This is a genomic window from Rheinheimera sp., from assembly GCF_036782235.1.
Taxonomy (GTDB): domain Bacteria; phylum Pseudomonadota; class Gammaproteobacteria; order Enterobacterales; family Alteromonadaceae; genus Pararheinheimera.
In genome coordinates, this window is sequence record NZ_DAIPZL010000004.1 from 157150 (window position 1) to 183620 (window position 26471).

Annotated in this window: 27 protein-coding genes; 12 read left to right on the forward strand and 15 right to left on the reverse strand. The window is 50.8% G+C overall.

Going from position 1 to position 26471, the window contains the following annotated elements:
* Positions 1–13: 13 nt before the first annotated feature.
* From V7P87_RS06470 to bla, 3 genes are all read left to right on the forward strand, one after another.
* A complete protein-coding gene (locus V7P87_RS06470; protein ID WP_333796706.1) occupies positions 14–553 on the forward strand; it encodes an acyloxyacyl hydrolase in 540 nt (179 codons plus the stop codon).
* Between the two features lie 11 nt (positions 554–564).
* The gene (locus tag V7P87_RS06475) at positions 565–1029 is read left to right on the forward strand and encodes a hypothetical protein (RefSeq protein ID WP_333796707.1); all 465 of its coding nucleotides are present in this window, start codon (positions 565–567) and stop codon (positions 1027–1029) included.
* A 214-nt stretch (positions 1030–1243) separates the two neighbouring features.
* Positions 1244–2026 carry a subclass B1 metallo-beta-lactamase gene (bla, locus tag V7P87_RS06480; RefSeq protein WP_333796708.1) on the forward strand — a complete coding sequence of 261 codons (783 nt, stop codon included), beginning with the start codon at positions 1244–1246 and terminating at the stop codon, positions 2024–2026.
* Between the two features lie 91 nt (positions 2027–2117).
* On the opposite strand, the gene V7P87_RS06485 is transcribed toward bla, so the two are convergent.
* The 3 genes from V7P87_RS06485 to V7P87_RS06495 form a co-directional block, all read right to left on the reverse strand.
* The gene (locus V7P87_RS06485) at positions 2118–2726 is read right to left on the reverse strand and encodes a response regulator transcription factor (protein WP_333796709.1); all 609 of its coding nucleotides are present in this window, start codon (positions 2724–2726) and stop codon (positions 2118–2120) included.
* On the reverse strand, positions 2723–3796 hold the full coding sequence (locus V7P87_RS06490) for a sensor histidine kinase (RefSeq protein ID WP_333796710.1): 1074 nt from the start codon (positions 3794–3796) through the stop codon (positions 2723–2725). The genes V7P87_RS06485 and V7P87_RS06490 overlap by 4 nt, the downstream gene beginning before the upstream one ends.
* A 97-nt stretch (positions 3797–3893) precedes the next feature.
* The gene (locus tag V7P87_RS06495) at positions 3894–4631 is read right to left on the reverse strand and encodes a hypothetical protein (protein WP_333796711.1); all 738 of its coding nucleotides are present in this window, start codon (positions 4629–4631) and stop codon (positions 3894–3896) included.
* A gap of 174 nt (positions 4632–4805) precedes the next feature.
* Here V7P87_RS06495 and V7P87_RS06500 point away from each other — a divergent pair, with 174 nt between their 5' ends.
* The 3 genes from V7P87_RS06500 (at position 4806) to V7P87_RS06510 (ending at position 7507) form a co-directional block, all read left to right on the forward strand.
* On the forward strand, positions 4806–5912 hold the full coding sequence (locus tag V7P87_RS06500) for a branched-chain amino acid aminotransferase (protein WP_333796869.1): 1107 nt from the start codon (positions 4806–4808) through the stop codon (positions 5910–5912).
* A gap of 196 nt (positions 5913–6108) precedes the next feature.
* Positions 6109–6582, forward strand: a complete 474-nt coding sequence (locus V7P87_RS06505) for an FKBP-type peptidyl-prolyl cis-trans isomerase (protein ID WP_442967938.1) — start codon at positions 6109–6111, stop codon at positions 6580–6582.
* A gap of 271 nt (positions 6583–6853) precedes the next feature.
* Positions 6854–7507 carry a DedA family protein gene (locus tag V7P87_RS06510; protein ID WP_333796712.1) on the forward strand — a complete coding sequence of 218 codons (654 nt, stop codon included), beginning with the start codon at positions 6854–6856 and terminating at the stop codon, positions 7505–7507.
* Positions 7508–7532: 25 nt separating this feature from the next.
* Here the strand turns inward: V7P87_RS06510 and V7P87_RS06515 are convergent, their stop codons facing one another.
* Both V7P87_RS06515 and V7P87_RS06520 read right to left on the reverse strand, forming a co-directional pair.
* The gene (locus tag V7P87_RS06515) at positions 7533–8138 is read right to left on the reverse strand and encodes a hypothetical protein (protein WP_333796713.1); all 606 of its coding nucleotides are present in this window, start codon (positions 8136–8138) and stop codon (positions 7533–7535) included.
* Positions 8131–8667: an RNA polymerase sigma factor gene (locus V7P87_RS06520; RefSeq protein ID WP_333796714.1), complete on the reverse strand. Its 537-nt coding sequence runs from the start codon at positions 8665–8667 to the stop codon at positions 8131–8133. Before V7P87_RS06520 ends, V7P87_RS06515 begins: the two co-directional genes overlap by 8 nt.
* A gap of 160 nt (positions 8668–8827) precedes the next feature.
* Between V7P87_RS06520 and V7P87_RS06525 the strand changes: the two genes are divergently transcribed.
* Together V7P87_RS06525 and V7P87_RS06530 are read left to right on the forward strand one after the other, a co-directional pair.
* Positions 8828–10288 carry an amidohydrolase family protein gene (locus tag V7P87_RS06525; RefSeq protein ID WP_333796715.1) on the forward strand — a complete coding sequence of 487 codons (1461 nt, stop codon included), beginning with the start codon at positions 8828–8830 and terminating at the stop codon, positions 10286–10288.
* A gap of 81 nt (positions 10289–10369) precedes the next feature.
* On the forward strand, positions 10370–10648 hold the full coding sequence (locus V7P87_RS06530; protein WP_333796716.1) for a superinfection immunity protein: 279 nt from the start codon (positions 10370–10372) through the stop codon (positions 10646–10648).
* A 134-nt stretch (positions 10649–10782) separates the two neighbouring features.
* On the opposite strand, the gene V7P87_RS06535 is transcribed toward V7P87_RS06530, so the two are convergent.
* Genes V7P87_RS06535 through V7P87_RS06545 form a run of 3 tightly spaced genes read right to left on the reverse strand, consistent with a single transcriptional unit; the run spans position 10783 to position 12481 of the window.
* Positions 10783–11451 (reverse strand): DUF799 domain-containing protein, encoded by a 669-nt coding sequence (locus V7P87_RS06535; protein WP_333796717.1) that lies wholly within the window; start codon positions 11449–11451, stop codon positions 10783–10785.
* The gene (locus V7P87_RS06540; RefSeq protein ID WP_333796718.1) at positions 11448–11825 is read right to left on the reverse strand and encodes a DUF4810 domain-containing protein; all 378 of its coding nucleotides are present in this window, start codon (positions 11823–11825) and stop codon (positions 11448–11450) included. Before V7P87_RS06540 ends, V7P87_RS06535 begins: the two co-directional genes overlap by 4 nt.
* Positions 11810–12481 (reverse strand): CsgG/HfaB family protein, encoded by a 672-nt coding sequence (locus V7P87_RS06545; RefSeq protein WP_333796719.1) that lies wholly within the window; start codon positions 12479–12481, stop codon positions 11810–11812. The genes V7P87_RS06540 and V7P87_RS06545 overlap by 16 nt, the downstream gene beginning before the upstream one ends.
* 336 nt (positions 12482–12817) lie before the next feature.
* On the opposite strand from V7P87_RS06545, the gene V7P87_RS06550 reads away from it, so the two are divergent.
* Entirely contained in the window at positions 12818–13201 is a 384-nt protein-coding gene (locus V7P87_RS06550; RefSeq protein WP_333796720.1) for a PA2779 family protein, read from the forward strand.
* 134 nt (positions 13202–13335) lie between these two features.
* Positions 13336–14286, forward strand: coding sequence for a PA2778 family cysteine peptidase (locus V7P87_RS06555; RefSeq protein ID WP_333796721.1), 951 nt, complete (start codon positions 13336–13338; stop codon positions 14284–14286).
* Positions 14287–14345: 59 nt separating this feature from the next.
* Here V7P87_RS06555 and V7P87_RS06560 read toward each other — a convergent pair whose 3' ends face one another.
* The 6 genes from V7P87_RS06560 to ilvG all read right to left on the reverse strand — a co-directional run bounded on the left by V7P87_RS06560 (position 14346) and on the right by ilvG (position 21628).
* A complete protein-coding gene (locus V7P87_RS06560) occupies positions 14346–14606 on the reverse strand; it encodes a sporulation protein (protein ID WP_333796722.1) in 261 nt (86 codons plus the stop codon).
* A gap of 112 nt (positions 14607–14718) precedes the next feature.
* Positions 14719–15402, reverse strand: coding sequence for a hypothetical protein (locus tag V7P87_RS06565; protein ID WP_333796723.1), 684 nt, complete (start codon positions 15400–15402; stop codon positions 14719–14721).
* A 470-nt stretch (positions 15403–15872) separates the two neighbouring features.
* The gene (gene ilvA / locus V7P87_RS06570) at positions 15873–17417 is read right to left on the reverse strand and encodes a threonine ammonia-lyase, biosynthetic (RefSeq protein ID WP_333796870.1); all 1545 of its coding nucleotides are present in this window, start codon (positions 17415–17417) and stop codon (positions 15873–15875) included.
* A gap of 194 nt (positions 17418–17611) precedes the next feature.
* A complete protein-coding gene (ilvD, locus tag V7P87_RS06575) occupies positions 17612–19465 on the reverse strand; it encodes a dihydroxy-acid dehydratase (RefSeq protein ID WP_333796724.1) in 1854 nt (617 codons plus the stop codon).
* A 229-nt stretch (positions 19466–19694) separates the two neighbouring features.
* A complete protein-coding gene (gene ilvM / locus V7P87_RS06580; RefSeq protein WP_296297569.1) occupies positions 19695–19961 on the reverse strand; it encodes an acetolactate synthase 2 small subunit in 267 nt (88 codons plus the stop codon).
* Positions 19958–21628 carry an acetolactate synthase 2 catalytic subunit gene (ilvG, locus tag V7P87_RS06585; RefSeq protein ID WP_333796725.1) on the reverse strand — a complete coding sequence of 557 codons (1671 nt, stop codon included), beginning with the start codon at positions 21626–21628 and terminating at the stop codon, positions 19958–19960. Before ilvG ends, ilvM begins: the two co-directional genes overlap by 4 nt.
* A gap of 539 nt (positions 21629–22167) precedes the next feature.
* Between ilvG and V7P87_RS06590 the strand changes: the two genes are divergently transcribed.
* On the forward strand, positions 22168–22491 hold the full coding sequence (locus tag V7P87_RS06590) for a DUF1289 domain-containing protein (RefSeq protein WP_333796726.1): 324 nt from the start codon (positions 22168–22170) through the stop codon (positions 22489–22491).
* A 161-nt stretch (positions 22492–22652) separates the two neighbouring features.
* Positions 22653–24677 (forward strand): PAS domain-containing sensor histidine kinase, encoded by a 2025-nt coding sequence (locus V7P87_RS06595; RefSeq protein WP_333796727.1) that lies wholly within the window; start codon positions 22653–22655, stop codon positions 24675–24677.
* 10 nt (positions 24678–24687) lie between these two features.
* On the opposite strand, the gene V7P87_RS06600 is transcribed toward V7P87_RS06595, so the two are convergent.
* Positions 24688–26430 carry an alpha-amylase family glycosyl hydrolase gene (locus V7P87_RS06600; protein ID WP_333796728.1) on the reverse strand — a complete coding sequence of 581 codons (1743 nt, stop codon included), beginning with the start codon at positions 26428–26430 and terminating at the stop codon, positions 24688–24690.
* Positions 26431–26471 lie beyond the last annotated feature (41 nt).

Below are 26471 nucleotides of genomic sequence, written 5' to 3' on the forward strand. Positions count from 1 at the left end.
CAATGAGGAACACATGAAAGGCGCATACCCAACTTATTTGCTGTTGTTGCTAACCCTTAGCCTGACACTATTTAGCGCTGCAGGTCGCGCCAATACCCAGGCTATTGCTGTGGATTACCTGCAAGGAGAAGGTGATGTTCAGGGATTAAAGCTGGCTTACCAGCAACAGATGCCATGGCTACAGAGTATCAGCCCAAAATTAACAGTACTGCTGGAGGCCAGCGCTAATTTCTGGCGTTATGGCCCGGCCAATAGTTCCGACAGCAATGCAGTGCTGGCGTTTTCGCCTGTGTTGCGCTACCCGCTGGGTGAACAATTGGGCCTGCGTTGGGATCTTGAATTTGGTATTGGTGTGTCCTTATTGGATGACACCCGTTTTGCCGGTAAAAACGTCAGCACCCATTACCAGTTCGAAGACAGATTGGGCCTGGTGGCCTGGTTCAGCCCGGAACAGTCGGTGACACTGAGGTATTTGCATTATTCAAACGCTGGTTTTAAAAAGCCAAACCCTGGCCTTGATTTTATCAGTCTGTCTTACGCCTGGTACTTTTAACGGAGCCCGGCATGAAAACCAAAGTGTTATGGCTGTTGTTATTACTGCTGCAAAGCCCGCTGCCAGGCTCGGCCTGTGACCATAAAAACGCTGCCGGCCACAGCGCAGACAGATTCAGCACCACTTCTCTGCAGCAAAGGTTGCAGCACCCGGCTTTGTTGCTGGATCTACAGCTCAAACAAGTCACGGCGCTGTTAACTCTGGCGGCTCAGCAAGGCCATGTCCGTGTGCACAACACACCAGAGTGGCAATATCGGCTGCAGCAGCTGGAGCAACAATGGCAGCTGCTGTTTCAGCACAATGAATCCAGAGCGCTGAACCAAATTTATAACCAGTTTCAGATTGAAATTCAGTTGTTACAACTGGCCCCTGCCGAGCGCAAAACCACAACGCTGCTCACACATATCCAAACGCTGGAACAACTGCGACTGCGTTTGGCTTTGCTAACCGGTAATGCCAAAACCACCAACAGTTAAGCTGCAACACCACAGTGACTTCTGACACCTTTACACTCAGTTCAAATACAGGGGTTCACTGGCAAAACCATCACCACAAGCTTATTGCCGCTTATTTTTTGACCTAAAACAACAGTGCGCCAACTGGTATTTGCATTTGGCCGTTATCTGCATTTAACTGCAAAGACTGACACCGGCTCACCAGCCCTGACCACTGATTTATATGGAGATGATGATGCGTACCTTCAGCCTGCCTCTGCTTGTTATATTGTTTGGCCTGTCGCTGACAGCACAGGCCCAAACCACCTTATCCAGCCACCCTTATGACAAAGTGCAGCAAATATCCCCTGAAGTGCAGGTTGAACAGCTGGCACCTGGCTTGTGGTTACACCGCACCGAACAAAAACTCGGTAACGGCATGCTGTTTACCGCCAATGGCCTGTTATTGGAAACGCCACAAGGTATCTGGATGCTGGACACCGCCTGGGGTTATTACCCCACAGTGGATTTATTGCATTGGATAGACACAGTGCTGCAAAAACCGGTGGTCAAAGCCATTGCCACTCATGGTCACGATGACAGGGTTGGCGGCGCTGCCGCACTTGCTGAGCGTAATATTCCGTTGCAGGTCACAGCGCAAACCGCCGCTTTAGTGCAGCAGCGTACCAAAACTGAGGATCTGCTGCTGCCGGTGCAAGCTGTGGTCAATCTTCAGGTCGCAGAAAAATATCAGGACGGCCCAGTCGAGTGGTTTTACCCGGGCGCCGGCCATACCAGCGACAATATTGTATTGTGGCTGCCACAATACCAACTGCTGCTGGGCGGCTGTGCGGTCAAAGCGCCCCGTTATCCTGGCCTGGGTAATATTGCCGACGCCGATGTGGCAGAGTGGCCACACAGCTTACAACGGATCCAACAGGCTTATCCGGACATCAAAATTCTGGTACCGGGCCATGGCGATGTGGCTGATGCCGGGTTACTCAGTTACAGCCTGGGTTTGATGAACAAAACCGAATAAAGCAGTAATTTCAGTTGAGGGCGCAGCACAAAGTAAAAAATTTTTGCTGCTGCGCTCTGGCTGGCTCCGGCCACGCAGCTCTTAACAACAGCTACAACCAACCCCGCTGCTGAGCAATACGGGCAGCGTCAACGCGGTTGGCGGCATTAAGTTTATTGATAGCGTCCGACAAATAATTACGGACAGTGCCTTCGGCTAAAAACAATAACTGTGCAATTTCAGCCGTGCTTTTGCCTTCGGCACTAAGCCGCAGCGCGCGCCGCTCTTTATCATGCAGCGGGTTATCCTGCCCCAGCGCCAACATCGCAAGCTCAGGCGCTATCACTTTGCCACCGGCCATAATTTTCTCTATGGCCGCCAGCAGTTCAGTGGCAGGGGTGTCTTTTAGTAAAAAACCATCCACCCCGGCCTGCATGGCCCTTTTGACATAACCGGCACGGGAAAAGGTAGTCAGGATCAACAGCTTACAGCGCTGTTTTTGCCCTGCTTGCTCCTGCTGCAAAAACTCAATCAGCTCCAGCCCTGTCAGACCCGGCATTTCAATGTCGGTTAACAACAAATCAAATTTTTGCTGGCGTAGCAGCTGTTTGGCTTGCTGACCGTCTTCGGCTTCCACCACCTGATGTTGCCCCAGCAACCTTAATAAAGTGGCAAGGGTGCTGCGTAAAATAGCCTGATCTTCAGCAAATAAAATATTCATGTAACACCCTGCCCGCTGTCTGCTTGTTGTGACGGCCAGCTTAAAATAAAACAGGTGGGCGCCAGTTGCCATTGTAAAGCCCCTCCCAATACTTTGAGACGCTCGGCAATGCCGGTTAAACCATGGCCTGGCGTTATGGCGGTACAAACCCCGTCATCCTGTAACCTCAGCTGCCAACCGCTGTGATCTTTACTGGCCCTGAGCCATAACTCTTTGCCATTGCTGTGTTTAAGCACATTGGTGCACAGTTCAGTCAGGATCAGCTCCAGTTCCTGCGGGCTGTCTGCGGCCAAAGCGGCAAAATCAACATCCACATGACAAATCCAGCCACTGCTGCGCAATTGTGCTAATAAAGCCGGCAGCACCACGTCCAGTCCCTGCTGGCGATACCCGCTGATAGTGTCACGCACCAGCTGCAAACTTTGCCTGGCCACTTGTTGTAATTCTGCTAATTGTTGCTGCGCTGCTTGCGGTTGTTGCCGCTCCAGCCACACTTGGGTCAGCTCTGCTTTGAGCGCTATGGTGGCCAGACTATGACCCAGCACGTCATGTAAATCGCGGGCAATACGTTCGCGTTCCAACTGCCTGGCCATTTGTTGTAATTCGGCATGGCTGCGCTCTTGTTGCAGATGATTATGCAGGCGCATTTGTTCCACCAGGCCGGACACACTGACACCAAGCACCACCACCAGCGCATACCCCTGTAACCAGAGAGACGGATACCACCACCAGAACCAGGCTGCCTGCCATAACAGCAACAGTACAATCGCCAGCAGATAACGGCCGTTGTTAAGCCAAAAGCCTATAAAAAAACCAATATAAGCAAACATCGCCATGCTGCCGGAATTCATCGGCGTCACCGCAGTGGCAATCAGCCACATCGCCAGTAATAAGGGCCAGCGCTGCTGCTTGTTACCGGTTGCAATCCGGTGATACACCACAATAAAAGCCAGCAATGCCAGCACAATACCGGCCCATTGCCATGGGCCCGTGGCTTGAATAAGCAGTGGCGGTAAAAAATAAAAACCGAGGTAAATCAGATAACCCCAGCGAAGTGTTCCTGTTAGCATGCGGCACTCTGCTGTTTATTCAATTCGGCATCCCCTTGATGCGGCACAACAGGCAACTATTGCTGTTGCCTGTTGCTTTTGACCTGAGATTGGCCTGTTAAGACCCCTGCAATAACTGTCTGGCCCAGCCATAATCCGGCTGCTGGCGCAAAGCTTCAGTCCAGTCGGCTTTGGCCCCTGCGCTGTCACCGGCTTCTTTTTTCGCTAAACCGCGCCAGACATAAGCCTCAGCTTTGCCCCAACAAATGGCAACACAGGGTCTGGCAAAAGCCTGTACTGCGGCTTCGGCTTGCACTAAGGCCTGTTTTTTATCGCCACCAAATAAACTGGGCGTTTGATAAGCCAGAATGGCGGCGGCTAATAACACGCGGGGATTGTCAGCCTGCATTTCTTTACTTTTAGCCAGTGCATCCCCCGACAGCTTGCCATAATAAGCGCCTTTAATCGGATAATAACCAGCCTGCATGCCGCGGGTCAGCGCTAATAGCGCCAGTGCTTCCGTGGTTAAATCGGTATCCGGCTCAGCTTTAAGCAGTTGCTCTAACCGCTCAGCTGCCGCTTGCAGCGCAGGCTTTAACAGCGTCTCGTCACCACGCACCGAAGCGGTAACAGCCAGCCGGTATTGGGCATAGGCAAACTGATAATCATCCTGCGCTATGGCGCTTTGTTGTTGCAGTGCGGCCAGATCCAGCCGCTGTGCCGCAACATCAATGGCGGTCAAATCGGTAGCCGCGAGCGCTGGCTGACTAAGGACAGCCAGCATCAACAGCGGACGCAGCACCTTGCGCATAGCCGGCATCTGTAACTGAGAGTTATTGTGTGGAAAGTTCATCATTGTTGCTCCGTTAAAACGCCACCCTGGCGTTGTCGAAACAATGATGCCGCTCTGCCTGCCGTTAAGTTAGTGTCAGACATCAGCAATGTCGAGTGACAAATGTCAGCTTTTGTTAGCCAGACAGACGGCTTGATGCTCAGATAGTTGATGCCGAAAGCAACAACTGTCAGTACAATGAGGCAACAAATTTTACTCAGACCATGTGATGCACAGAGCCAGCGGCCTTGTGCTGATGGTCTTTGCCTTCGCCGGCCGGGCCGGCAAACTAATCAGCAACAGGAAGAAAAAATGGCAGCATTTGGTAGTGTATTTATGCCTGAAATGGCAATGGCCCAATTTGACGGTAACACCTGGGGCAGCAGCGCTATAGTCAGCGCCAACAGCATCAGCCTGCATCCGGGCGCCCATGTGCTGCATTATGCCAGCACCTGTTTTGAAGGTTTAAAAGCCTTTCGCCATGACGATGGTTCAGTGGCCATTTTCCGTATGGATAAAAACGTTGCCCGTATGCTGCAAAGCACAGAGTTGTTGTCGTTACCAAAGTTTGACCCGGCACTGTTAAGCCAGATGATTGTGGACATAGTGCGCCATTATGCAGCCGATGTCCCAACACCTCCGGGCTCCATGTATATCCGCCCAACCCATATCGGCACTGAACCTGCCATTGGTAAAGCCGCCACACCAACCTTAACCTCTATGTTGTATGTGTTGCTGTCGCCTGTGGGTGACTATTTTGCCGGCGGCAGCCGCGCTTTGCGTCTGCTGATGGAAGACAACGCGCGCTGCGCGCCGCATATGGGCATGATTAAAAGTGGCGGCAACTACGCCAGTGCACTGCAACCGACCATGCAGGCCAAAGCCAAATATCAGGCCGATCAGGTGTTGTTCTGCCCGAATGGCGATGTGCAGGAAACCGGCGCAGCCAACTTCCTGCTGATTGACGGCAACGAAATTATTACCAAAGCACTGGATGCTTCTTTCCTGCATGGTGTCACCCGCGACAGTATCCTGACGTTAGCCCGCGATTTAGGCATGACAGTGTCTGAGCGTGAGCTGACAGTGGCTGAACTGCTGGAACGTGCCGCCAAACCAGGCACAGAAGCAGCGCTGTCCGGCACTGCAGCGGTGCTGGCCCCTGTTGGCACGCTGATTTATCAGGGCAAAGAAATTAAAGTAGGTTCAGGCGAACCAGGCCCAACCACCAGCAAACTGCGCCAGGCACTGAATGATATTCAGTGGGGCAGAGCCGAAGATAAACATGGTTGGTTAACCAAAATCTAAGTACTCGTCAGTACCTACAGCAACAAAGCAGGCGCTGCCTGCTTTTTTATTGCCAGCTCCCAGGGCTTGCAGCGCAGAGCGGGTTTTGGCTGTTTAACGTTCCGCTTCTCCTGAGTCAAAGTGCAGGCAGAGTTATTTTGACCGCAGGCCACAATAACCCTAAGATAAAGCTCTTTTGCCTACAATCGGATTTATGATGAAAATTGCGTTAATAATCTTTGTGTTAGCTTGTGTTGTTTATTATTTTTACAGCAGTGCCAACAACGGCAAAGCTGCGGCGCTGAATGTGGAACAAGGCTCGGCTTTTCTGGCTGAAAACAGCAAAAAAGAAGGGGTGCAAACCACCAACAGCGGCCTGCAATATCTGGTGTTACAACAAGGCAACGGCGACAAACACCCAGGCCCAGCCAGCACTGTGACAGTGCATTATCATGGCACTTTAATAAACGGCACAGTGTTTGATTCGTCGGTAGAACGTGGTGAAACCATCAGCTTTCCGCTAAACCGGGTGATCCCGGGTTGGACCGAAGGGCTGCAGCTGATGAAAGCAGGCGACAAGTTCCGCTTTTTTATCCCGTCGAATCTGGCTTATGGCAGCCGTAATGCAGGCAAAATTCCACCGGGCTCCACACTAATTTTTGATGTTGAACTTTTTGCCATCGAAGGTTAAGCCTCAGCAATCACAAAGGGTCGGTGTCAGACTGGCCTGCTGTATAATCAGCGGCCAGACGGCAACAGCACCGCCAATTTTCCGCTGCTGGCATAAGGTTATTTTTCGTTTAAATACAACCCTTTTGCCAACTACCACAGCAATAGCACAACATAAAACCGGTATTTTTGGTTGACCCCAAGCCCGGATCAGGCTAAAAAGCCCGCTGCCGTTCTACAAGCCTGCCGCCTTTGGCAGCATGGTTTGACGCATTTTCTACGGAGCCTTTTGCATGTACGAAGCATTAATTGCTATCTGGCATCAAGACTACCAACTGCTGGTCAGCCACGGCGCCATTGCTATGGTGGTGTTATGCCTGGTCCTGATCTTATTTTTAGAATCTGCTTTTGTATTTTTGCCTTTACCTGGCGATAGTCTGGTGCTGCTGAGTGGCGGTTTGGTCGCATCCGGTGTCATAGGTCACGAAGTGACTTTATTGTATTTACCGCTGGCAGCCGGTCTTGGCAGTCTGTTGGCCTACTGGCAGGGTTATGCCTTGGCTCACACCCGCTTTATGCATCATATAGAACGGATGGTACCGCAGGGCAGCCTGCCGCGCGCCCATGATCTGCTGGAAAAACATGGGTTTATGGCGATGTTTTCGTCCCGTTTTGTGCCTTTTGTCCGGGTATTAACACCCATGCTGATGGGCATGACCGGCATGAAACTGCCCAAAGTGGCGCTGGTGAGTTTTTTTAGTGCTTTTTGCTGGACTTTCGCCCTGAGCCTGCTTAGCTCCAGCCTGATGAAAGTGCCGCAGCTGGAGCAATATCATCATCTGCTGACCAAAGCGCTGATTATGATATCTGCCGTACTTTTTGTATTGGCAGTGCTGGCCCTGGGTATTCGCTGGTTTAAATCACATCGAGCGAATAAAGCGGAATAACACCAGCTGCACAGGGCGGCAGAACTTAGTTGTGCCGTCCTGCATCCGGCTCAAAATCAGCAACCAGCTCACTCAACTGAACCAGCTCCTGATTTTTATAGCCAATACGTTGTTTTAACAGGTAAATACCATAGAGACATAACGGCAGCGCAATCAGGCTATAAAACTTCAACATCGCCGCCGGCACTAATGCCGGTTGCCAGAACCACAGGCCCCACAACACCAATACAAACAGCACCAGCAGAGCACAGGCCAGCTGATTATAACGGTAATACAACAACGACAGCTGACAGCTGCGTAGCCGAAATGCCAGCACACCACTGCTGCTCCAGTTGTCATAAGCCAATAAAGGCCGGTGCACATGCCAGCTGACATACAAACTCATCAGCACACCAATCAGCAAAAATACGGCGGCAATATAACTGAACCAGTCCTGCATTGATGTCACCAACCACAAGGCCGTGCCGGCCATAGCCGCAGCCCCCAGCCATTCACCGACCAGCAAAACCCATTGTTGCCTTTGACGTTGCCTCGCCTGGGTTAAATCTGCGGCAGTGGGCGCAGTAGCAGCCGCCACCGGCTGTTGCTGCCAGCTTTTGCTTAAAGCGGCAAAATCAAACTCATTATTCATCTTGCATCAACTCCATCAATTCTGTTTTTGCCCGGTTCAGCCGCACCCGCACTGCACCATGACTGATTTGCAGCACCTGTGCAATTTCCGGTGCGTCCATATCTTCCATCGCCAGCAAAATCACCTGCCGGTTGGCCGCCGACAACTGCCGCACCGCCCGCAGCAGTCTGTTATTTTGCTGCTGCTCACCAATCTGCTGCGACGGGCATTCGTCCAGCAACTGCGCTTGTGTTTCATCATCCAGCGGCTGCCATTTATGTTTTTGTGCCCTGGCAATGTGGTCCACTGTCACGTTATGCACAATACGAAACAAATAAGCCCTGGGGTTTTCTGCCGTCTGCAGCCGGGCGGCCGACTGATGTAACGCCAGGTAAATATCCTGTTTTAAGTCCTGCCGCGCTGCGGCATCGGCTTCACAAGCCAGCAGAGTGCGGCTTATAGCGCCCTGATGTTGCTGCCACAGCTGCAGCAAAAACTGTTCAGCTGTTTGTGCCTGCCGATCTGCGGTTGTGGTGGTGGTTGCGGTCAAAATGTTTTGCCTTCCTGTTGCTTATTTTTTCCTGCGCACCTGATGAGTCTGTGCGTTGCGCTCAAGTGTTACACAAAAAAATAATCTGTAACAGCCAGAACAAGATCAACGACTTAAGGAGCAACAACAGAATATTTGTCATCACAGACAGGAGCATAGAATGAACAACTTATTTCGTTTGGCACTGATCCCGGCACTGATCTGCAGCCTGACCGGCAAGGCGGAAGAACAGGTGGCCCGTATGGACACAGTGCTTTATCACAATGCCACTTTAATCAATCCGGCCAACCAACAGCGTACGGAAAACGGCTGGTTGCTGGTGCAAAACGGCAACATTATTGACCAGGGCCAGGCCAATACTGCTGACTCTTTGCCCAAAGCCAGCCAACAGATCAATTTAAACGACCAGTTTGTCATGCCGGGCTTAATTGACGTGCATTTACATCTGACCTCAGGCCCACACCGAGTGGAAATGGTGAACGGCGCCCCAGCGATCACAGTGAAAGGCCATCCGGAAATCACTCAATATCATGCCATCAGCACCTTAGCCACAGGCGTCACCACGGCTTTTAGCCCGGCTGGCGAACCCGAAGCCAATGCCCAATATGCCAGGGCGCAACAACAAGGGCAGTGGCTGGGGCCCAAGTTGTTTTATGCCGGTTATATCTTTGAACCTATGCCTATTTTGGGCGGCTCGGTGTACCCCAAAGACGAAGCAGGCTGGCAAGCCGAAATAGCGCGGCAAAAAGCGCTGGGGGTACAGGTGATCAAACTGTATTTTGGCCTGGGCCAGGCAGAAGTGGCGATGGGGATTCGGCTGGCGAAAGCGGCGGGCTTAAAAACCATTGCCCATCTGGATCAGGTGAGCTGGCAATTTGCCGCCGACCAGGGCATCGATATGTTAACCCACGCTCTGCCCACCAGCGCAGAATTGCTGACAGGCCCAGCGCGCCAGGCTTATCTGGCATCCCGCAAAAACCCGATGAACCAAAGGTTTATCTATGAATGGTTTGAGCATGTGGATTATGACAGCAAACCTATGCAGCAACTGCTTCAGACGCTGGCCCGCCAGCAAACCCGATTGGATTTAACCCTGGTGGTCAATGAACTGTTTTATTTTGCCCGCGAGCTGGAGCGCCTGTACCCGGAAGATCAGATGTGGGTGTTTCACCCACAAAGCCGCAACAGCTGGCGTGGTTTGATGGCGGTGCCAAGTTACGACTGGACCAAAGCCGAAGTGGCACAAGCGCAACAGCAAATGCCCAAGGTACTGCAACTGTTTAAACGGCTGTATGACGCCGGGGTGCCTTTAGCCATTGGCACCGATCTAAGCGCCAGCGGCCCTTTTTACCTGCGCGAGCTGCAATTGAGCAAAGCCGCTGGCCTCAATAACTGGCAAGTGTTGCAACTGGCAACCCTAGGCGGCGCCAAACATCTGGGCCTGCAGAATCTGGGGGAACTCAAAGCAGGCTTTGCGGCGGACTTTATTGTGTTAAGCCAGGATCCAACTCAGGACTTAACAGCGCTAAACAGCATTCAGACTGTGGTGCAAGGCGGTAAAGCCCATCAGGTGGCAGAACTGCGCGCGCTGTTACCTGCATTAAGCCAGACCAAACTTTAAATATCTCAATTAAAAACATTAAAAATCAACAATTTAATATAGAAATCCTGGCTATCAGCCAATCAACAGAAGGATACAATGATGGAAACTCTCAACAGCTTGATCGACCCTCTGATGCAAATCTGGCAACAGGCCGACACACCGTTTTTAATGTTGTTTGGCGCATTTTTTCTGCTGGTCTGGTTTTTACCCAGCCTGCTGGCACTGCTGTTTAACCGCAAACATGCCGGCAAAATTGCCATGCTGAATATTCCGGCCGGTCTGTCCTGGATAGCCTGGGGCGCTTTATGTGTCTGGGCTGTCACCGGCAAACTCAGTGAGTCGATGGCGGCAAAAGCCAAATTGAAGGTTCAGCAATAAAACATCAGATGAAACACAGAAGCCGCTGGCTCAGCACCGGCGGCTTGTTACTACCGGCTGCTTTTTACTGCCAGCATAGGCGGCCTGCAGTCACAACCGCTGTGGCTCTCAACACTATATTTTTAGTACCAGCATTATTTTGGCGGTTTGTCCTTGCCATAGTGGGGCGAGCGCGGGCCGTATAACAGGCCGGTTGGCGATTCAGGAGAGAACAACCTCACCGACGCAGTAGAGGCCACCGCAAAACTGGTATCCAGCGCTGTTTCCAGAATTTGCGTCACAGCAGCCTCAACCAGCATACCAACAATACCACCCCCATTGCCGCCATTTTGTTCGCTGCTGGCGGCGCGGGCTTTACCCTGCCATAAAATTTCGTTGCTTCTGTTGTCCACCAGTTTTGCCTGCACGACCACCACGGTATCGCTGGACAGTACAGTGTAAGAAGTGCCGTATTGCTGCACTTCGATATACATCACAGCATCAGCACCAAAAATGTCGTTCAGTTTTTTGGGTGACACAGCGTGGATATCTTCGGCAACAGTTAAACCATTGTTTTTGAAGGTTTCATCCACCAAGGCCACCGGAAACACATAATAACCAGCTTCCGCCAATGGCACTGTAACATTGGCCAGCACCGCATAGGGGGCTATCACCTCGTTAGTGTGGTTCACAGGCGGCAATACCAGAATAGACTTAGGTTTGTTTTGTTTAAAAGCGCTGTAATCCATAGCACTGCGGCCACCGGCACAACCGGCCAATATAAGGCTCAGCACACAAGCTGCAAAAAACTGAAACTGTTTCATGATTTACCCGCTTTGGCATTTTTCAGCAAAAAGTCGATAAAACGCGCCGACTCCGGATACAAGGCTTTTTCCTGTTGCAAATAGCGCATGCCGGTGTCCCGTTGGCCACTTTCAATATAGAGGTAGCCCAGATGCGCATTCAGCCCCGGGCCTGCCGGCTTGTTTTTGGCGGCACTTTTGGCCAGTGTTTTTTCCAGTGCTTCAATTTCGCGCTGCAGCGAAACATCTTCATTTTTAAAATGGCTGTAAAGGCCGTCCTGATAAGCACCGTAATCATATAAAGGTTGGGTGCTCTGGCAGCCACTCAGTGCTGCTAGACTCAGCAGCACCAGGATTTTCAGTTGCATCAGCACCAGCCTCACTGTGGTTGCCACTGGTTATTCTGGATGCCGGCAATCAGGTTATTCACCGCTTCACGCATGGCTAAATCCAATACTTTGCCGTTTAAAGTAGCGTCATAACTGGCGGTGCCGCCAAAACCCAGCACTTCCCGGTTTGCCAGGCTAAATTCACCGGCGCCCATCACAGAAAACACTACAGCTGAAGTTTCCACATCCACTACGTTTAACGCTACTTTGGCATAAGCCACCTGCTCTTTGCCTTTGCCCAGCAGGCCAAACAATTGCTGATCGCCGGTTTGTTTACGGCCAAACTCAGTGACATCACCGGTGATCACATATTTAGCGCCAATCACCTGCTGTTTGGCACCGGCAAACTGCGCTTCCTGCTGCAACTCGGCCATATTGGCGCGGTCCATCACTATAAAACGATTAGTTTGTTGCAAGTGGGTTAACAAAATGGTTTTTGCCTGAGAACCCAGCTGGTCCACTTCAGCGTTAAAAATGCCATTCTGAAAGTTAGAGCGGTTTTGAAATTTACCAACCACCAATTTACTTTTCTGTCCCTGGTAAGGTTGGTAACTGGCATTTACTTTGGGTGCTTCAACAGTGCGGGAAGATTCGGTGGCGCTACAGCCTGCCAGAACAATCAATGGCAGCAACAATATAAATTTGTTTAATGTACTTTTCATATTACAGTCCTTGCTAAGGGAAATCAGAGGGGATGATAACAATAGGTATACATTTAATAACCTGCAATTTTTACCCCAGCTGAACAAACCGCGTCGTTTTTCTGCTGATAAACCGTCAGCTCTGGCAAAAAGCACTGTTTTTTTAAGGTACAACCCGCAATCAATATCGGCAACAAGCTGTGGATATACAAGCAACAACCGTCAGTCTGAAAGTTGCACAGGGCCACACAATCCATTACTCTCGCTGCAGCGCACCACTGGCGACGCCGGCCGCATGATGCTAGGCTCTTTTCGAAAAGTTTCTTTAAAAACAATCTGGTTAAGGATAAAGACCTCATGAAAAAATTATTAAAAGTCGGCGTGGTTTGTTCGCTTCTGATGGCCAGTGCAGGTTTATCCCAGGCAGTGGCCGGCGCTTACAGTTCAGATCAAGTGATTGCCAGTCAACAGTTTCACTACAACAAACAGCAAGTGTTGTCTTTTGTCAGCGATGCCGCAGTACAGAACAAACTGATTGAATTGGGTGTAAACCCGGTGGATGCACAACAACGTATTGCCAATATGACCCAGGAAGAGCTGAATGCGCTGAACAGCCAGCTGAACGAAATGCCGGCCGGCGGTATTGTTGGCACCATAGTGACAGTGTTAGTGGTGGTGGCAGTGCTGGATCTGATGGGCCTGACCGACGTTTACCCTTTTATTAACCCTATCCGCGGTTAATGCAGCAGTTGTTATTACAACATACCGGCCTGCTGGCCGGTTTGTTGTCTGGCTGGTTATCCAGGCTGCGCTGTGACTGTTGCAGTGCACACACCAAACAAAACCTCCTGTTAAGACTATCTGTTGGTTGCTTAGTGGCAGCCACTTTATTGCTGCTAACCGGCTGCCAAACACCAATACAAACCCAACAGTTGCTGGACAGTCCGCCCAGAATTGCCAAACAGCACCTGATCAACAATGTGCCTTTTTATCCACAACAACAGTTTTTTTGCGGCCCGACCACATTGGCCGAAGTCGCGGGTTTTTATGGCCTGCAGCAAAGCCCGGAGCAGATAGCCCCCAACACCTTTATTCCTGAACTGGCCGGCACCCTGCAAATTGAAATGACAGCCGCCACGCGGCAACTGGGGCTGCTGGCTTATGCAGAGCGCAGCAATATGCAACAGCTGTTACAACTGGTGGCTGAAGATATCCCGGTGATTGTGCTGCAGAATAATTCGATAAGTTTATGGCCGCAGTGGCATTACGCCGTGGTGATTGGCTATGACTTCGCCAGCGGGGAAGTGATTTTACACAGCGGCATCACCAGGGAATACCGGCTGAACTTCGCCACCTTTGAGCGCACCTGGCAACGTGGCAATTATTGGCTGCTGCTGATGCTGCCGCCTGATAAAAGCAGCACACAACTGAACCCTTTTGTATACAGCAAAGCGGCGCAGGACTTATTAAACACCCAGCAAAGGGCCAGCGGCGTGGCGGCACTACAAAACGCCACCCAACAATGGCCGGACTATTGGCTGCCGTATTTTTTATTGGGTAATTATTATGTTGCCAGCCAGCCTGAACTTGCAGGCCACTGGTTTGCCAAAGGCCTGCCTTATGCAAAAAGCCAGGCGCCTTATCTGAATAATTACGCCATGCTGTTAAGCAGCCAGGGCTGCCCGCAACAGGCAGAACAGATGATTACAGCGGCGTTAAATATAAGCCCGGCCGATCCACAACTGCTGGACAGCCAGGCTCAAATTCACAAAGCGGCCAGGGCACCACAACACAAAGTATTACAGTGCCCGCCTTTAGGGGATTAGCCTGTTGTAGCCCGTTTTCACAGCAAAACTGTGTTTTGTGCGGGCTGATAACAACGGGCCTAACCCAGCACTGCACGCAGCGCTTGTTGCACTTCAGCGCTTGAGCTTTGTGGTGATAAACGTAACGTGCGGTAACTGTCACCGCGGAAACTGCGGTCTACTTCCACCACCAGCAGCATCGAAGCACCGTCGGGTAAAAACGACAACTCCACTTCTTTAATACCCGACAACCACTGCCGCGGCCTGAATTCAAATTCCTGATAACAACCCACAGTGCTGCGTTTGCCCGGCACTTGTAAATAGCCTTTTTCCACATCCACTTTTTGTAGCTGCGCAATTATTGCCGGTTGTTGGGTTCGCCACCGTCAGGTTTTACTAAGGCTGCGGCACTTTTTAATTTTTCACTTTAACAAAGTGGCAAAGACCAACCATTTATTCAGCTGCTGGCCAAAGATCATTATTGTTATTTTTTACCAAGTAAAATGTATAACCGCCATTTTCATTTTGTTTGATATCGATACCCCAACCCGTCATATCCTTTGTTTCTAGTTTTTCCTGGATTTCGTTCAGAGTATTTTTATTGTTCGTTTCACCTGTCAGCACACAGACCTTAATATTGCATTGCAGTTCCTGATTGATCAGAAAATCCGAGAACAGTTTTGTCTCGTTGTACAAACCATTTTCGTAACTTGTTGACCATTCATTCTTTTCGCCTGTTCTGCTTAATTCCCTGACACCCTCAACATAATATTCGTCGTATTTCAGCGCAGATTTTACGCCGGTAAAATACATCGGATTGTTGGCAACAAACTCCGTTAAATCAGCACTGAGTTGGCTTTGTTGTGCATTGTTTGTTTCTTCTGCTGCAGCATCTGATGTGAGGTACGTAGCTGCTTGTTGCGATTCAGGATTTTTAGCCTGAGGTTGCTCAGGTAACGGTTCACTTTGCTTAGCGTGTTGTGCCGTTTGGGTGGAGGTTGGTGCTATTGCTGTCTGCACCGCAGCCGATTGCTGGCGGATATCGGCACAATCTGCTTCTTGATCGAAAACGGAAAGCAAATAACTCGCCGCAACACCAATTACAATACCGGAAAATATTGATTTGATATATGCCACTACATTCGTCCTTGTAAAACCCGACGATGTCGGATGTTGTATGTTCCGTTACATAAGCTCATTGTTAACCCGACACATGTTGTAACTCAAGCATTTATATAACAGCGAACCTTAAGTGCAGATGTTGATCTTTGCCGATCTGGATAGCCGCATATAACCAGCAACCAACAACCTGCAGCAGCGGAGTGAGCATTCAAAAGTGAGCGCGGGAGGCGCGAACGGGCGAACGTAGTTGTTGCCGGTTGTTGGGTTCGCCCCAGTCGCGCTTTTTATTGCAACAGTAGCAAAACCTAAAAGCACGTCACCAGCAAAAGCACACAGCCAAGGCTTTAGAATTCAGCAATTAAACAAAGCCCCTCGCCAAACAGATACTAAAAAGCGCAACCTGGGTTGCGCTTTTTACTCTCTATATCAGCAGCTTTGCCGTAATTTCACCACTATTGGGCAATCACCGCGCCATCACCGTGTCATCACTGGGCCGTTAAAAACGTTTTATAAGACTTATTCCCCGTCACCAACTGATATGGATACCCCAAGGCATCCAAATGCCCTTCAATCTCGGATGGGTCGGCAATTTCAAAGCCCGCCAATACATCACCAGTAGCAGCGCCATGGTTGCGATAATGAAATAAAGTGATATTCCACTTTTCGCCTAAGGTATTGAGGAAGTTCATTAAAGCGCCCGGGTATTCCGGGAAGTTAAACTGATACAACTGCTCGTTCACTAAACGCGGTGGCATACCGCCCACCATATAACGCACATGCAGTTTGGCCAGTTCATCATCAGATAAATCCTGATAGTCGTAGCCCGCGTTGGAGAGCGCCTGATTCACCTGTTGCAGCTCTTCCGCGCCGTTTCTGAGCTTAATGCCAACAAAAATATGCGCTTTATTGTCACTGGCATAACGGTAGTTAAACTCGGTAATAGCACGGCCGCCCAGGGTTTCGCAGAAACGGCGGAAACTGCCTTTTTCTTCCGGTATCGTCACGGCAAAAACCGCTTCTTTTCTCTCGCCCAGCTCACAACGTTCTGACACATAACGCAAAGTATCAAAATTGAGATTGGCACCGGAAAGCACAGCGGCAAAATTCTGGCTATGGTCGGCCTTAGCAGCGTATTTTTTTAAACCCGCCAGCGCCAAAGCACCGGCTGGTTCCGCTACCGCACGTAAGTCTTCAAAAATATCTTTAATGGCGGCACAAATTTCGTCGCTGGAAACAGTCACCACATCATCACAATAGAGCTGCGCCAGTTTAAAGGTTTCGTTGCCGATGCGTTTTACTGCTACACCGTCGGCAAATAAGCCTACGCGCGGCAAAGTCACAGGCGCACCGTTCAGCATCGCCACTTCTAAACAGTTGGCGTCATCGGGTTCTACCCCTATTACCCGCACATTGGGCAACACCGCTTTGATATACACCGCCATGCCCGCCAGCAAACCACCACCACCGACCGGAATAAACACCGCGTCGAGTTTGTTGTGCTGGGTCAATAATTCTTTCGCCACAGTGCCCTGACCGGCAATCACATCGGCGTCATCAAAAGGCGGAATGTAGACAGCGCCCTGAGTGGCCGCCAGTTCAATGGCAAAACGGTTGGCTTCGTCAAAGGCTGTGCCATGCAACATCACATGGCCACCACGGGCCTTTACCGCCGCCACTTTAATTTCGGGGGTGGTAATGGGCATCACAATAGTGGCATTCAGGCCCAACTTGCTGGCCGACATCGCCACCCCCTGGGCATGGTTGCCAGCGGAGGCGCATATTACACTCGGCGCTGCCGCGCCTTTATCAGGAGCAGCCGCGGCGCTTGCTTTATGGGCTTGCGCCACTTTATGCAGTTTATGAAAAGCGCCCCTGAGCTTAAAAGAATACACCGGCTGATGATCTTCCCGCTTTAACCAAACATGATGACCAAGGCGCTGCGCCAGTTTTGGCATGGCTTGCAGCGGCGTTTCTACCGCCGCCTGATACACAGGCGACAATAAAATTTCCCGTAAATACTGTTGTTGCAACGCCTGCGCTTCACTGTCGTTGATTGCGCTTGTTGGATAAGCCGGGTTGCGGCTGCTGGCTGGCGTATCGGCCTGCCCAGCGACTGATTCAGCAGTTGCCGCAGCGCGCCCGGCGTTCACCACAGCCTCAGCCGCTGTTTCCGCCAGCGGCTCCCCTGTGGTCTCTGGCACTACAGTTTTTAAAACGGCCTGACTCATAATTCATCCAGCTTTGATAAATCCCGCACTGCACCTTTATCGGCGCTGCTTGCCAGCATGGCGTAGGCTTTGAGCGCCGGGCTTACTACGCGCACCCGGTCCACCGGTTTCCACGCCAGTTTGCCTTTGGCTTCCATCGCTTCACGGCGCTTTTGTAATTCAGCGTCACTGATGCGGATTTGAATGCTGCGGTTTGGAATATCAATATCAATGCCATCGCCGTCTTGCACCAGCGCAATAGCGCCGCCGCTGGCCGCTTCCGGTGACACATGGCCAATGGATAAACCCGAAGTGCCGCCGGAAAAACGGCCGTCGGTAATGAGCGCACAGGCTTTACCCAACCCCATCGACTTTAAATAACTGGTTGGATACAACATTTCCTGCATACCAGGGCCGCCTTTTGGCCCTTCGTAACGGATAATCACCACATCACCGGCCACTACACGGCCTGCGAGGATCGCTGAAACTGCATCGTCCTGGCTTTCAAAAATACGGGCCACACCATAAAAGGTCAGGTTGTCTTTATCCACACCAGCGGTTTTTACAATACAGCCATTCGGTGCCAGGTTGCCGTACAACACAGCCAAACCGCCATCCTGCGAATAAGCATGTTCTTTACTTCTGATACAACCTTCTTTGCGGTCATCATCCAGAGATGGATAACGGCAACTTTGTGAAAATGCCTGGGTGGTGCGAATGCCAGCAGGGCCTGCGCGGTAGAAGTCTTTTACCGCTTCGTCCTGGGTGGTCATAATGTCGTAACGCGCGAGCACATCACCGAGCGAGCTGCCCGCTACATGAGGTGTGTCCGGGTTTACTAAGCCAGCACGTTGTAACTCGGCCAGAATAGCAATGACGCCACCAGCTCTATGCACATCTTCCATATGATATTTTTGCGTGGAAGGCGCCACTTTGGATAAATGCGGCACAATACGCGACAGCCTGTCGATATCCTTCATGCCAAAGTCTACTTTGGCTTCAATAGCGGCGGCCAGTAAATGCAGCACTGTGTTGGTAGAGCCGCCCATGGCGATGTCCAGCATCATGGCGTTTTCAAAAGCGGTTTTATTGGCAATAGAACGTGGCAGAGCGCTCACATCATCCTGTTTATACCAGCGGTTGCATAACTCCATAATGCGCTCGCCAGCACTGATAAACAGCGCTTTACGGTCGCTGTGAGTGGCCAGCATAGAACCATTGCCTGGCTGGCCTAAACCTAAAGCTTCTACCAGACAATTCATTGAGTTAGCGGTAAACATGCCCGAGCAGGAGCCGCAAGTCGGGCAAGCGCTTTTTTCAATTTTTTCGCTGTCTTCGTCACTCACATTGGGGTTAGCAGCCGACACCATAGCGTCGACTAAATCCAGTTTAATAATTTGATCCGACAGCTTGGTTTTACCTGCTTCCATAGGCCCGCCCGACACAAAAATGGCCGGAATATTGAGCCGCAGCGCGGCCATGAGCATGCCAGGGGTGATTTTGTCGCAGTTAGAAATACAGACCATGGCGTCGGCGCAGTGGCCGTTCACCATATATTCCACCGAGTCGGCAATAATTTCGCGCGAAGGCAGGCTGTACAGCATACCACCGTGGCCCATGGCAATGCCGTCATCGATGGCGATAGTATTAAATTCTTTGGCAATGCCGCCTGCGGCTTCAATGGCTTCGGCCACCAGTTTGCCCAAATCGCGTAAATGCACATGGCCAGGCACAAATTGGGTAAAAGAGTTCACCACGGCAATAATGGGTTTACCAAAGTCGGTGTCTTTCACGCCGGTGGCGCGCCATAAAGCGCGGGCACCCGCCATATTGCGGCCTTCGGTGGTGGTGGCTGAACGTAATTTAGGCATGCGGTTTACTCCTGCATTTCTTTTATAAATAGGCTGACGTTTGTTTAAGGCGCGTCAGCAAAAAGTTATCCCCTTTATCCTTGAGTTGCAGCTCGCTGAAACTTTAGCGATTTTGGGGTTATATGGTTCAGGGCCACTTGGTTGTTATCCACATCATCCTTGTTTGCGCGAGGTGATCCGGATTTTTATTATCGCCAGCCCATCTTGGGGCTGGTCGTATTTTTATTTCTTAAGCACTTAAGGCTGAATTGACCATATCGGCCGTTTGCAGCTCCAGCTGCTGTACATCGTATAACTTATTCAGCTGCGCCGTCAGCAGGCTGATAGGTTTGTCACTTTGAATATTCAGCGTGACCAGCAAACCACTGTGGTCGGCCAGCGGTTTCATTTCCATGCCACACAGCTGAAAACCACGGTAACGGGTCACCTGTAATAACCGCTCCAGTGCAACAACTTCCAAACCGGTTTGAATCGTTAATCTGTGTTGTGCGCTCATTGGGCGGCCTCCTGTGTTGGGGTTGTGGTGATCATGTCCTGGTTGGCAGCGCCTGGTGGCACTAAAGGCCAGACGTTGTCGTTTTCATCAATTTTTACATGTAATAAATAAGGGCCGGGCCAGGTGAACATGGCGTCCAGCGCGCCTGCCACTTCGTCTTTGCGGCTGATGCTGTGGCCCGGAATGGCAAAAGCAGCAGCTAAAGACACAAAATCCGGGTTGTCGGATAAATCGGTTTCGCTGTAACGGCCGTCAAAAAACAACTGTTGCCACTGGCGCACCATGCCAAGGCGCTGGTTGTCGATCACCACAATTTTTACCGGCAAACGAAAACGTTTGATGGTGGCCAGTTCCTGCACATTCATCATAAAAGAGCCGTCACCGCTCACCACAATAGAGGTGTCGGTTGGGCGGGAAATTTTGGCGCCAATGGCGGCTGGCAAACCAAAACCCATGGTGCCTAAGCCGCCACTGCTTAAATGATTACGCGGCGTGTTAAAACTCATATGCTGCGCCACCCACATCTGGTGCTGGCCTACATCACAGCTCACTACTGAGTTGTCGGGCATCCGCTCACTCAGTTGTTTTAACAGCAAAGGGGCATAAATGCGCTCACCCGGATGGTCATAACGCCAGCCATGTTGTTGTTTCAGTTGTTGGCAATGTTGTTGCCATGGCTGGATGGTTGTTGCCACGGCAATTTGCAGCAATAACAACTTTAAATCGCCTAACATGGCGCAGTCGGCAAAACGTAACTTGTTGATTTCGGCTGGATCTATATCGATATGAATCACTTTGGCTTCAGGCGCAAATTTTTTCAGATTGCCGGTCACCCTGTCATCAAAACGGGCGCCCAAACAGACTAATAAATCACATTGTTGCACTGCTAAATTGGCGGCCTGAGTGCCGTGCATCCCCAACATACTTAAATAATAAGGGTTGTGTTTATCCACAGATCCCATGGCTTTTAAGGTGGTCACACTTGGCATGCCTGTGGCTGTTAAAAACTGGTTCAGCTCAGCCAGAGCGCCGGCCATATGCACACCACCGCCAATATAAGCCATTGGTTTTTTGGCGTTTTGAATCAAAGTGCGCGCCAGCTGCAGTTGTTGTTGTGGCAAAGCTGAGGCTTGTTGCGCACCGGCCAGCTGCAACGGTGGTTGGTATTCCACCGCCGCTAACTGTACGTCTTTGGGAATATCCACCAGCACAGGGCCTGGCCGGCCGCTTTGGGCCAGCGCAAAAGCCTGACGCAAAGTGTCGGCTAAGTCATTGACATTTTTAACTAAAAAGCTGTGTTTGGTCACAGTTAACGACAAACCCAGTACATCCACTTCCTGAAAAGCGTCGGTGCCAGCAACGGCTTGTGACACCTGGCCTGTGATAGCAACAACAGGCACAGAATCCAGCAAAGCGTCGGCCAAAGAGGTGATTAAGTTGGTCGCACCAGGGCCAGAAGTGGCCATACAAACCCCGGTTTTGCCAGAAGCGCGGGCGTAACCTATGGCAGAAAAAGCGCCGCCTTGTTCGTGACGGCACAGGTAGTGTTTGACCGGGCTTTGATAGAGCGCGTCGTAAATTGGCATAATAGCGCCGCCCGGGTAGCCAAAAATGCTATCCACGCCGTGTTCTGCTAACAATTTAACTACCAATTCTGCGCCCGTCATAACTCCATCCTCTTGTGCTTTTGTGCTGCTGTAACAAGGCGTTTTTTCGCTTGTTGTCACGGCCGTTATCCAGCTTTGTTCGCTTTTTGCCGGGCGAACAACCCGCTGTTTTGCATTTTCCGGGAGCCTGAAACGACAAAACCCCCGGACCTTGCGGTGCGGGGGTTTTGCTGGTGTCTGGTTTTTTCTACTTTCTAAAACCCAAACGGCAGCCCCCGCGGCGACTAATAATCACCACGACGAGGACCACAATAATGTTCAGGTTGGTTGTAAAATTCATTTAGCGAATAACTCTGTCGGTTATCTGTTACAAAAAGTGCCCAGCTGTGCTGGTGCGAATGGCTATTAGAAATAGCCGTCTGAAAGTCTTAAGTCAATGCTTTTTTTTCGTTTAGGGCAAATTAGCGGTAAAAACGGCCATCACTCTACAAATGCACAGCAAATAACCAGCCATTTGCGGGACAGATGTAAACAAAAGCCCGCTTTAAAAGCTGGAGCTCCACCCACTGCCTTGCCGCTGCGGTGCTGGCAAGCTACTGATGAATTCAGTAGACTCAAAAATATCTGAAGCCACCAGAGCTGTGTCAGCCCGCAACAAACCCATGGATCAACTCGAGCTATTTGACTTACCCAACCCCTGTATTGGGGTGTGCCAAAGCAATAACCGCGGTTATTGTGTGGGTTGTTTGCGCTCGCGGGAAGAACGGTTTAACTGGCATCAAAAACCTGTGGCCGAACGGGCCCGTATTTTAAAACTGCTTGAGCAACGCCGCGCCCGCCGTGACGCCGCCCGCCTGGCTGGTAAACCCGACAGCAGCCTGGAAGCAGACGACACCCCTTTTACCCCGGATTTATTCAGTTAAGCCAACTTTGTGCACTGCTGATATTACGCCCATCTTGAGTCGATAGTGCGGTAATAGTGCGGCAATTTTGCCGGCAACACATTGTTTTTTAATTGTACAGTTGCAGTTGTGCAGCAGGCTGCATACATTGAAACCATAGGTTTTTTTGTTGAGCGTTGCAGTTGCCCGAAACCAGCCCCAAGCAGCACCCTTTTTATACTGATCTGCAGCAGCGACTGAACCAGATCCGCCATCAATTTGCCAACAGCGTCTGGCGTGGCCTGGCTTTAGTGGCCGCTATTGGCACGCCCATTTCGCTGTCCAGAGCCTGGTTTAGCGGCTGGCTGCCGGTTTACAACATTCAGCTCAGTGTTGCACTGCTGGTATTGCTGCTTTATGCGCTGCTCAACAGGCTGCCACTGCAGCTGAAAACCGCTTTATTGATGCTGATTTTCTGGACCGTGGCAGTGCCCGGCGTGATGACTTTTGGCATGGCGTCTGCCGGGGTTTGGTGGCTGGTGGCCAGTGTGGTCGTGGCTTATGTGATGTATTCGGCCCGGCTGGCTTTTGCCATTCTTTGCCTGAGTTTTGCCTTTCTTGCACTCACCGCCCTTGGTTTTATTCAGGGTTGGCTGGTCATGCCGCTGGACGCCAACATCTACCTGACCGAGCCAATGTCTTGGGCAACCTACCTTATTGTAAACGCTATTGTTTTTTTAATTCTGGTCCGTGCTGGCATCAGTTATAGCCAAGCGCAGCAAGCCATTAGTCAGCATCAGTACCGGCAATGGATTGACGACCTACCCTTGGGCCTGGTGGTGCAGGACCAGCAACAACAACCCTATTATTACAACAAAGCCGCAGCGCGGATGTTAGGGCCTTTGCTGCAACAACAACCTGAGAGCGCTGTGCTGCAGTTTTTCCACCATGCCAGCCACAGCCCTTATCCGCCACAGGCTATGCCGGCCGCCCGGGCTTTGTTGGGCGAAACCAGTTATGTCGACGATTTGGCGGTTGGCACTGGCGGGCCACAACGGCGGTTACAGGCCTGGGGTCGCCCTGGTTATGACAGCAATGGCAAACTAGCCTTTGGTATTACGGTGTTTGAAGATATTACCGAACGCAAAATGGCAGAAAGTCAGCAGCTGGAACAAGCCGCCCGTACCAACGCTATTTTGCAACATATACAGGACGCCATCATCACCCTGAGTGACAACGGCTTGGTACTAAGTGCAAACCCGGCGGTTCAGCACATTTTTGGTTACGCCGAAGATAAAGTGACGGGCCAGCCTTTGTCTTTGCTGGTGCCGGCCTGGCAACATTTAACCGCAGTCCAACTGCTGGCACTTTGCGGCAGCAGTCATGAAAGTGAAGGCCAACATGCCGATGGCCATCTGTTCCCACTGGCACTTTCGCTCAGCCAAATTGCCGGCCAACAACCTGCGGTTTTTGTGGTGATGCTTAGTGATATTTCTGAGCGCAAACGGCTGGAGCAAATGAAAAACAATTTTGTGTCTACGGTCAGCCACGAACTACGCACGCCACTGACGGCTATCCGCGGTTCACTGAAGTTATTAACAGCCAAGGTGCTGGGAGAATTGCCACCTCAGGTGCAGGACTTGCTGCAGATTGCCGAGCAAAACAGTCAGCGCTTATTGCGGCTGATTAACGACATTCTGGATATGCAGAAAATTGAAGCCGGGCAAATGCATTTTGTGTTTAAGCTGCAGAATATTAAACCTATTTTGCAAGCTGCTGTGCAGGAATTGTCTAGTTATGCGGTGCAACATCAGGTGCATTTTGTGCTCGAAACTGAGTTAAACGACATTCAGCTTGTAGTGGACGCTGACCGGCTGATGCAGGTGTTGGCAAATTTGTTGTCAAACGCTGCCAAATTTTCACCACCAGGCTCAGATATTAAACTAACCGCTGCTTATCTGGACGAGCACTGGCTACGCCTTGCTGTATCAGACAAAGGCCCTGGTATCAGTGCAGAATTTCAACAACGTATTTTCCAGCCTTTTAGTCAATCGGATGCGTCCAACCAACGCAGTTATGGCGGGACAGGCCTTGGTCTGAGCATTAGTAAAGCCATCGCAGAACAACATGGCGGCCGTTTATCCTTTGACAGCAAAGCAGGAGAGGGCACAGTGTTTTATCTCGATTTACCCTGTGCCACCAAGTCGGTCAATACAGCTGCAACTTAATCAGCGAACTTTAGTTTTGCCAGATCCTTAATTGCCAGCCATCCAGTGCCGGTATGGTCAGTTCGTTGTCGCTCCAGACCGTTTTTAAGTTGTCATCCTGTAACAGTTCAGCCGGAATTTGCTGGCTTTTGTCGGAGATATTCAGCAAAAAGACGGTTTTTTTACCCTCCAGCTCACGCACCAGCTGCAGCAATTTTCCCTCTGCCAAAGCAGTGGCCTGATAACTGCCGGCCACCGACAATTCAGTGCGCTGTTTTTTCAGTTGGATCAGTATTTTATATAGGTTCCATAACGACTTGGGCTGTTTTTGCTGATCGGCAACAGTGTTGTCACCACTGAGTTGCTCAGTTAAAAATGGCAACCACCAGGCAGTGCCCTGCTGTGGCGGGAATAACTCAGCCGACTGCACCCAGGCTTGTTTTGCTGTTGTGAAACCGGCCTGATGCGATTTATCCCACAGCATAGGGGCCCGGCGCTGAATATGTTCAGCATCTGAAGCCTGGGTCAAGCCAATTTCTTCACCGTAATACAGGTATGTGGTACCAGGTGATGCAAATAACATCGCAGCCGCCAGTTTAGCTTTGCCCTGATGTGCATTCAGTTGCCAGCCCAGTCTGGGTTGGTCATGGTTGGTTAAAAAGGGGCTGAAATACCCCATAGGCACAGCGGCTGCCACCCGCTCGGCATAATTGGCCTGCAATGGCTGTACAGCGACCGGGTTTTGCCCCTGGAGATCCTGGTTATTTTTATTGTTCATGGTGCCAAACTCGGCTTTCACTGCGGTATCGGTTTGCAGCAGCGCCAGCACCTTATAGCCAAAATCAAAATCAAAACCGGCGTCCAACGCTTTGCCATTGCCATAATATTTGGCGGCGACCGGCAAATCAGCCCAGGCTTCTCCAACCAGCAGGGTGTCTGGGGCGATAGAGCGCACATAACTGCTGAAATCCTGCCAATATTGAATGGTTTCGCTGGTATCGGCCTGCTGACCAGGGCCATTTTCAATGGCATAGCGCACCGCATCTAACCGAAAACCGGCCACACCTTTATCCAGCCAGAATTTGGCCATTTTTTTCATTTCGTCAATAACATCAGGATGTTGCAGATTCAGATCAGGCTGCGAGGCACCAAAAGCGGCGTAATAATATTGTTTGCGCTCTGGGTGATAATGCCACACCACTTTAGGGTCTACTTTGCTGCTGTCCCAGGCGGGCCCCCAGCCATCGGCCGGTAAATCATTGCGCCAGATAAAATAATCTTTATATGGCGCTTCACCTTTGGCAGAACGCACAAACCAGTCATGCCGGTCGGAAATATGGTTGATCACTAAATCCAGAATAATACGGATATTGCGGCTTTTGGCGTCGGCCAGCATGGCTTCAAACTGTGCCATAGTGCCGTAATCCTGCTCAACCTGATAAAACTCGGTAAAGTCGTAACCATGATAAGAAGGGGCTTCAAACACCGGTGTTAACCAAATGGCATCAACACCAAGCTCTTGTAAATAAGGCAGTTTTGATTGAATACCGGCAAAGTCACCATGGCCGTCATTATTGCTGTCGGCAAAACTGCGTGGCCAGATCTGATAAACCACTGCATCTTGCCACCAGCTTCTACCACTGCTGTTTTGCGAAGCTTGTGCTGCCTGCTCTGCCACAGCAGGGGCGGCCGGCACTGGCGTGGTTTCGCTGGCTGGCTGACAAGCCGACACAGCGGCGACACAACACAACAACCAATTTGTTCTTAAATTCAATCGCATATCCTGGCCCTGTTATTTTTTAAGCTACAGCTTAG

Excerpts from the sequence above, each read along its gene's own strand:
- V7P87_RS06550 (WP_333796720.1), top strand. The coding sequence starts at position 12,818 with ATGAAAAAATTATTAAAAGTCGGCGTGGTTTGTTCGCTTCTGATGGCC.
- bla (WP_333796708.1), top strand. The coding sequence starts at position 1,244 with ATGCGTACCTTCAGCCTGCCTCTGCTTGTTATATTGTTTGGCCTGTCG.
- ilvM (WP_296297569.1), bottom strand. The coding sequence starts at position 19,961 with ATGAGCGCACAACACAGATTAACGATTCAAACCGGTTTGGAAGTTGTT.
- V7P87_RS06525 (WP_333796715.1), top strand. The coding sequence starts at position 8,828 with ATGAACAACTTATTTCGTTTGGCACTGATCCCGGCACTGATCTGCAGC.
- V7P87_RS06485 (WP_333796709.1), bottom strand. The coding sequence starts at position 2,726 with ATGAATATTTTATTTGCTGAAGATCAGGCTATTTTACGCAGCACCCTT.
- V7P87_RS06490 (WP_333796710.1), bottom strand. The coding sequence starts at position 3,796 with ATGCTAACAGGAACACTTCGCTGGGGTTATCTGATTTACCTCGGTTTT.
- ilvG (WP_333796725.1), bottom strand. The coding sequence starts at position 21,628 with ATGACGGGCGCAGAATTGGTAGTTAAATTGTTAGCAGAACACGGCGTG.
- V7P87_RS06470 (WP_333796706.1), top strand. The coding sequence starts at position 14 with ATGAAAGGCGCATACCCAACTTATTTGCTGTTGTTGCTAACCCTTAGC.
- V7P87_RS06510 (WP_333796712.1), top strand. The coding sequence starts at position 6,854 with ATGTACGAAGCATTAATTGCTATCTGGCATCAAGACTACCAACTGCTG.
- V7P87_RS06500 (WP_333796869.1), top strand. The coding sequence starts at position 4,806 with ATGAGGCAACAAATTTTACTCAGACCATGTGATGCACAGAGCCAGCGG.
- ilvD (WP_333796724.1), bottom strand. The coding sequence starts at position 19,465 with ATGCCTAAATTACGTTCAGCCACCACCACCGAAGGCCGCAATATGGCG.
- V7P87_RS06530 (WP_333796716.1), top strand. The coding sequence starts at position 10,370 with ATGGAAACTCTCAACAGCTTGATCGACCCTCTGATGCAAATCTGGCAA.
- V7P87_RS06535 (WP_333796717.1), bottom strand. The coding sequence starts at position 11,451 with ATGAAACAGTTTCAGTTTTTTGCAGCTTGTGTGCTGAGCCTTATATTG.
- V7P87_RS06515 (WP_333796713.1), bottom strand. The coding sequence starts at position 8,138 with ATGAATAATGAGTTTGATTTTGCCGCTTTAAGCAAAAGCTGGCAGCAA.
- V7P87_RS06545 (WP_333796719.1), bottom strand. The coding sequence starts at position 12,481 with ATGAAAAGTACATTAAACAAATTTATATTGTTGCTGCCATTGATTGTT.
- V7P87_RS06495 (WP_333796711.1), bottom strand. The coding sequence starts at position 4,631 with ATGATGAACTTTCCACACAATAACTCTCAGTTACAGATGCCGGCTATG.
- V7P87_RS06475 (WP_333796707.1), top strand. The coding sequence starts at position 565 with ATGAAAACCAAAGTGTTATGGCTGTTGTTATTACTGCTGCAAAGCCCG.
- V7P87_RS06590 (WP_333796726.1), top strand. The coding sequence starts at position 22,168 with ATGAATTCAGTAGACTCAAAAATATCTGAAGCCACCAGAGCTGTGTCA.
- V7P87_RS06505 (WP_442967938.1), top strand. The coding sequence starts at position 6,109 with ATGAAAATTGCGTTAATAATCTTTGTGTTAGCTTGTGTTGTTTATTAT.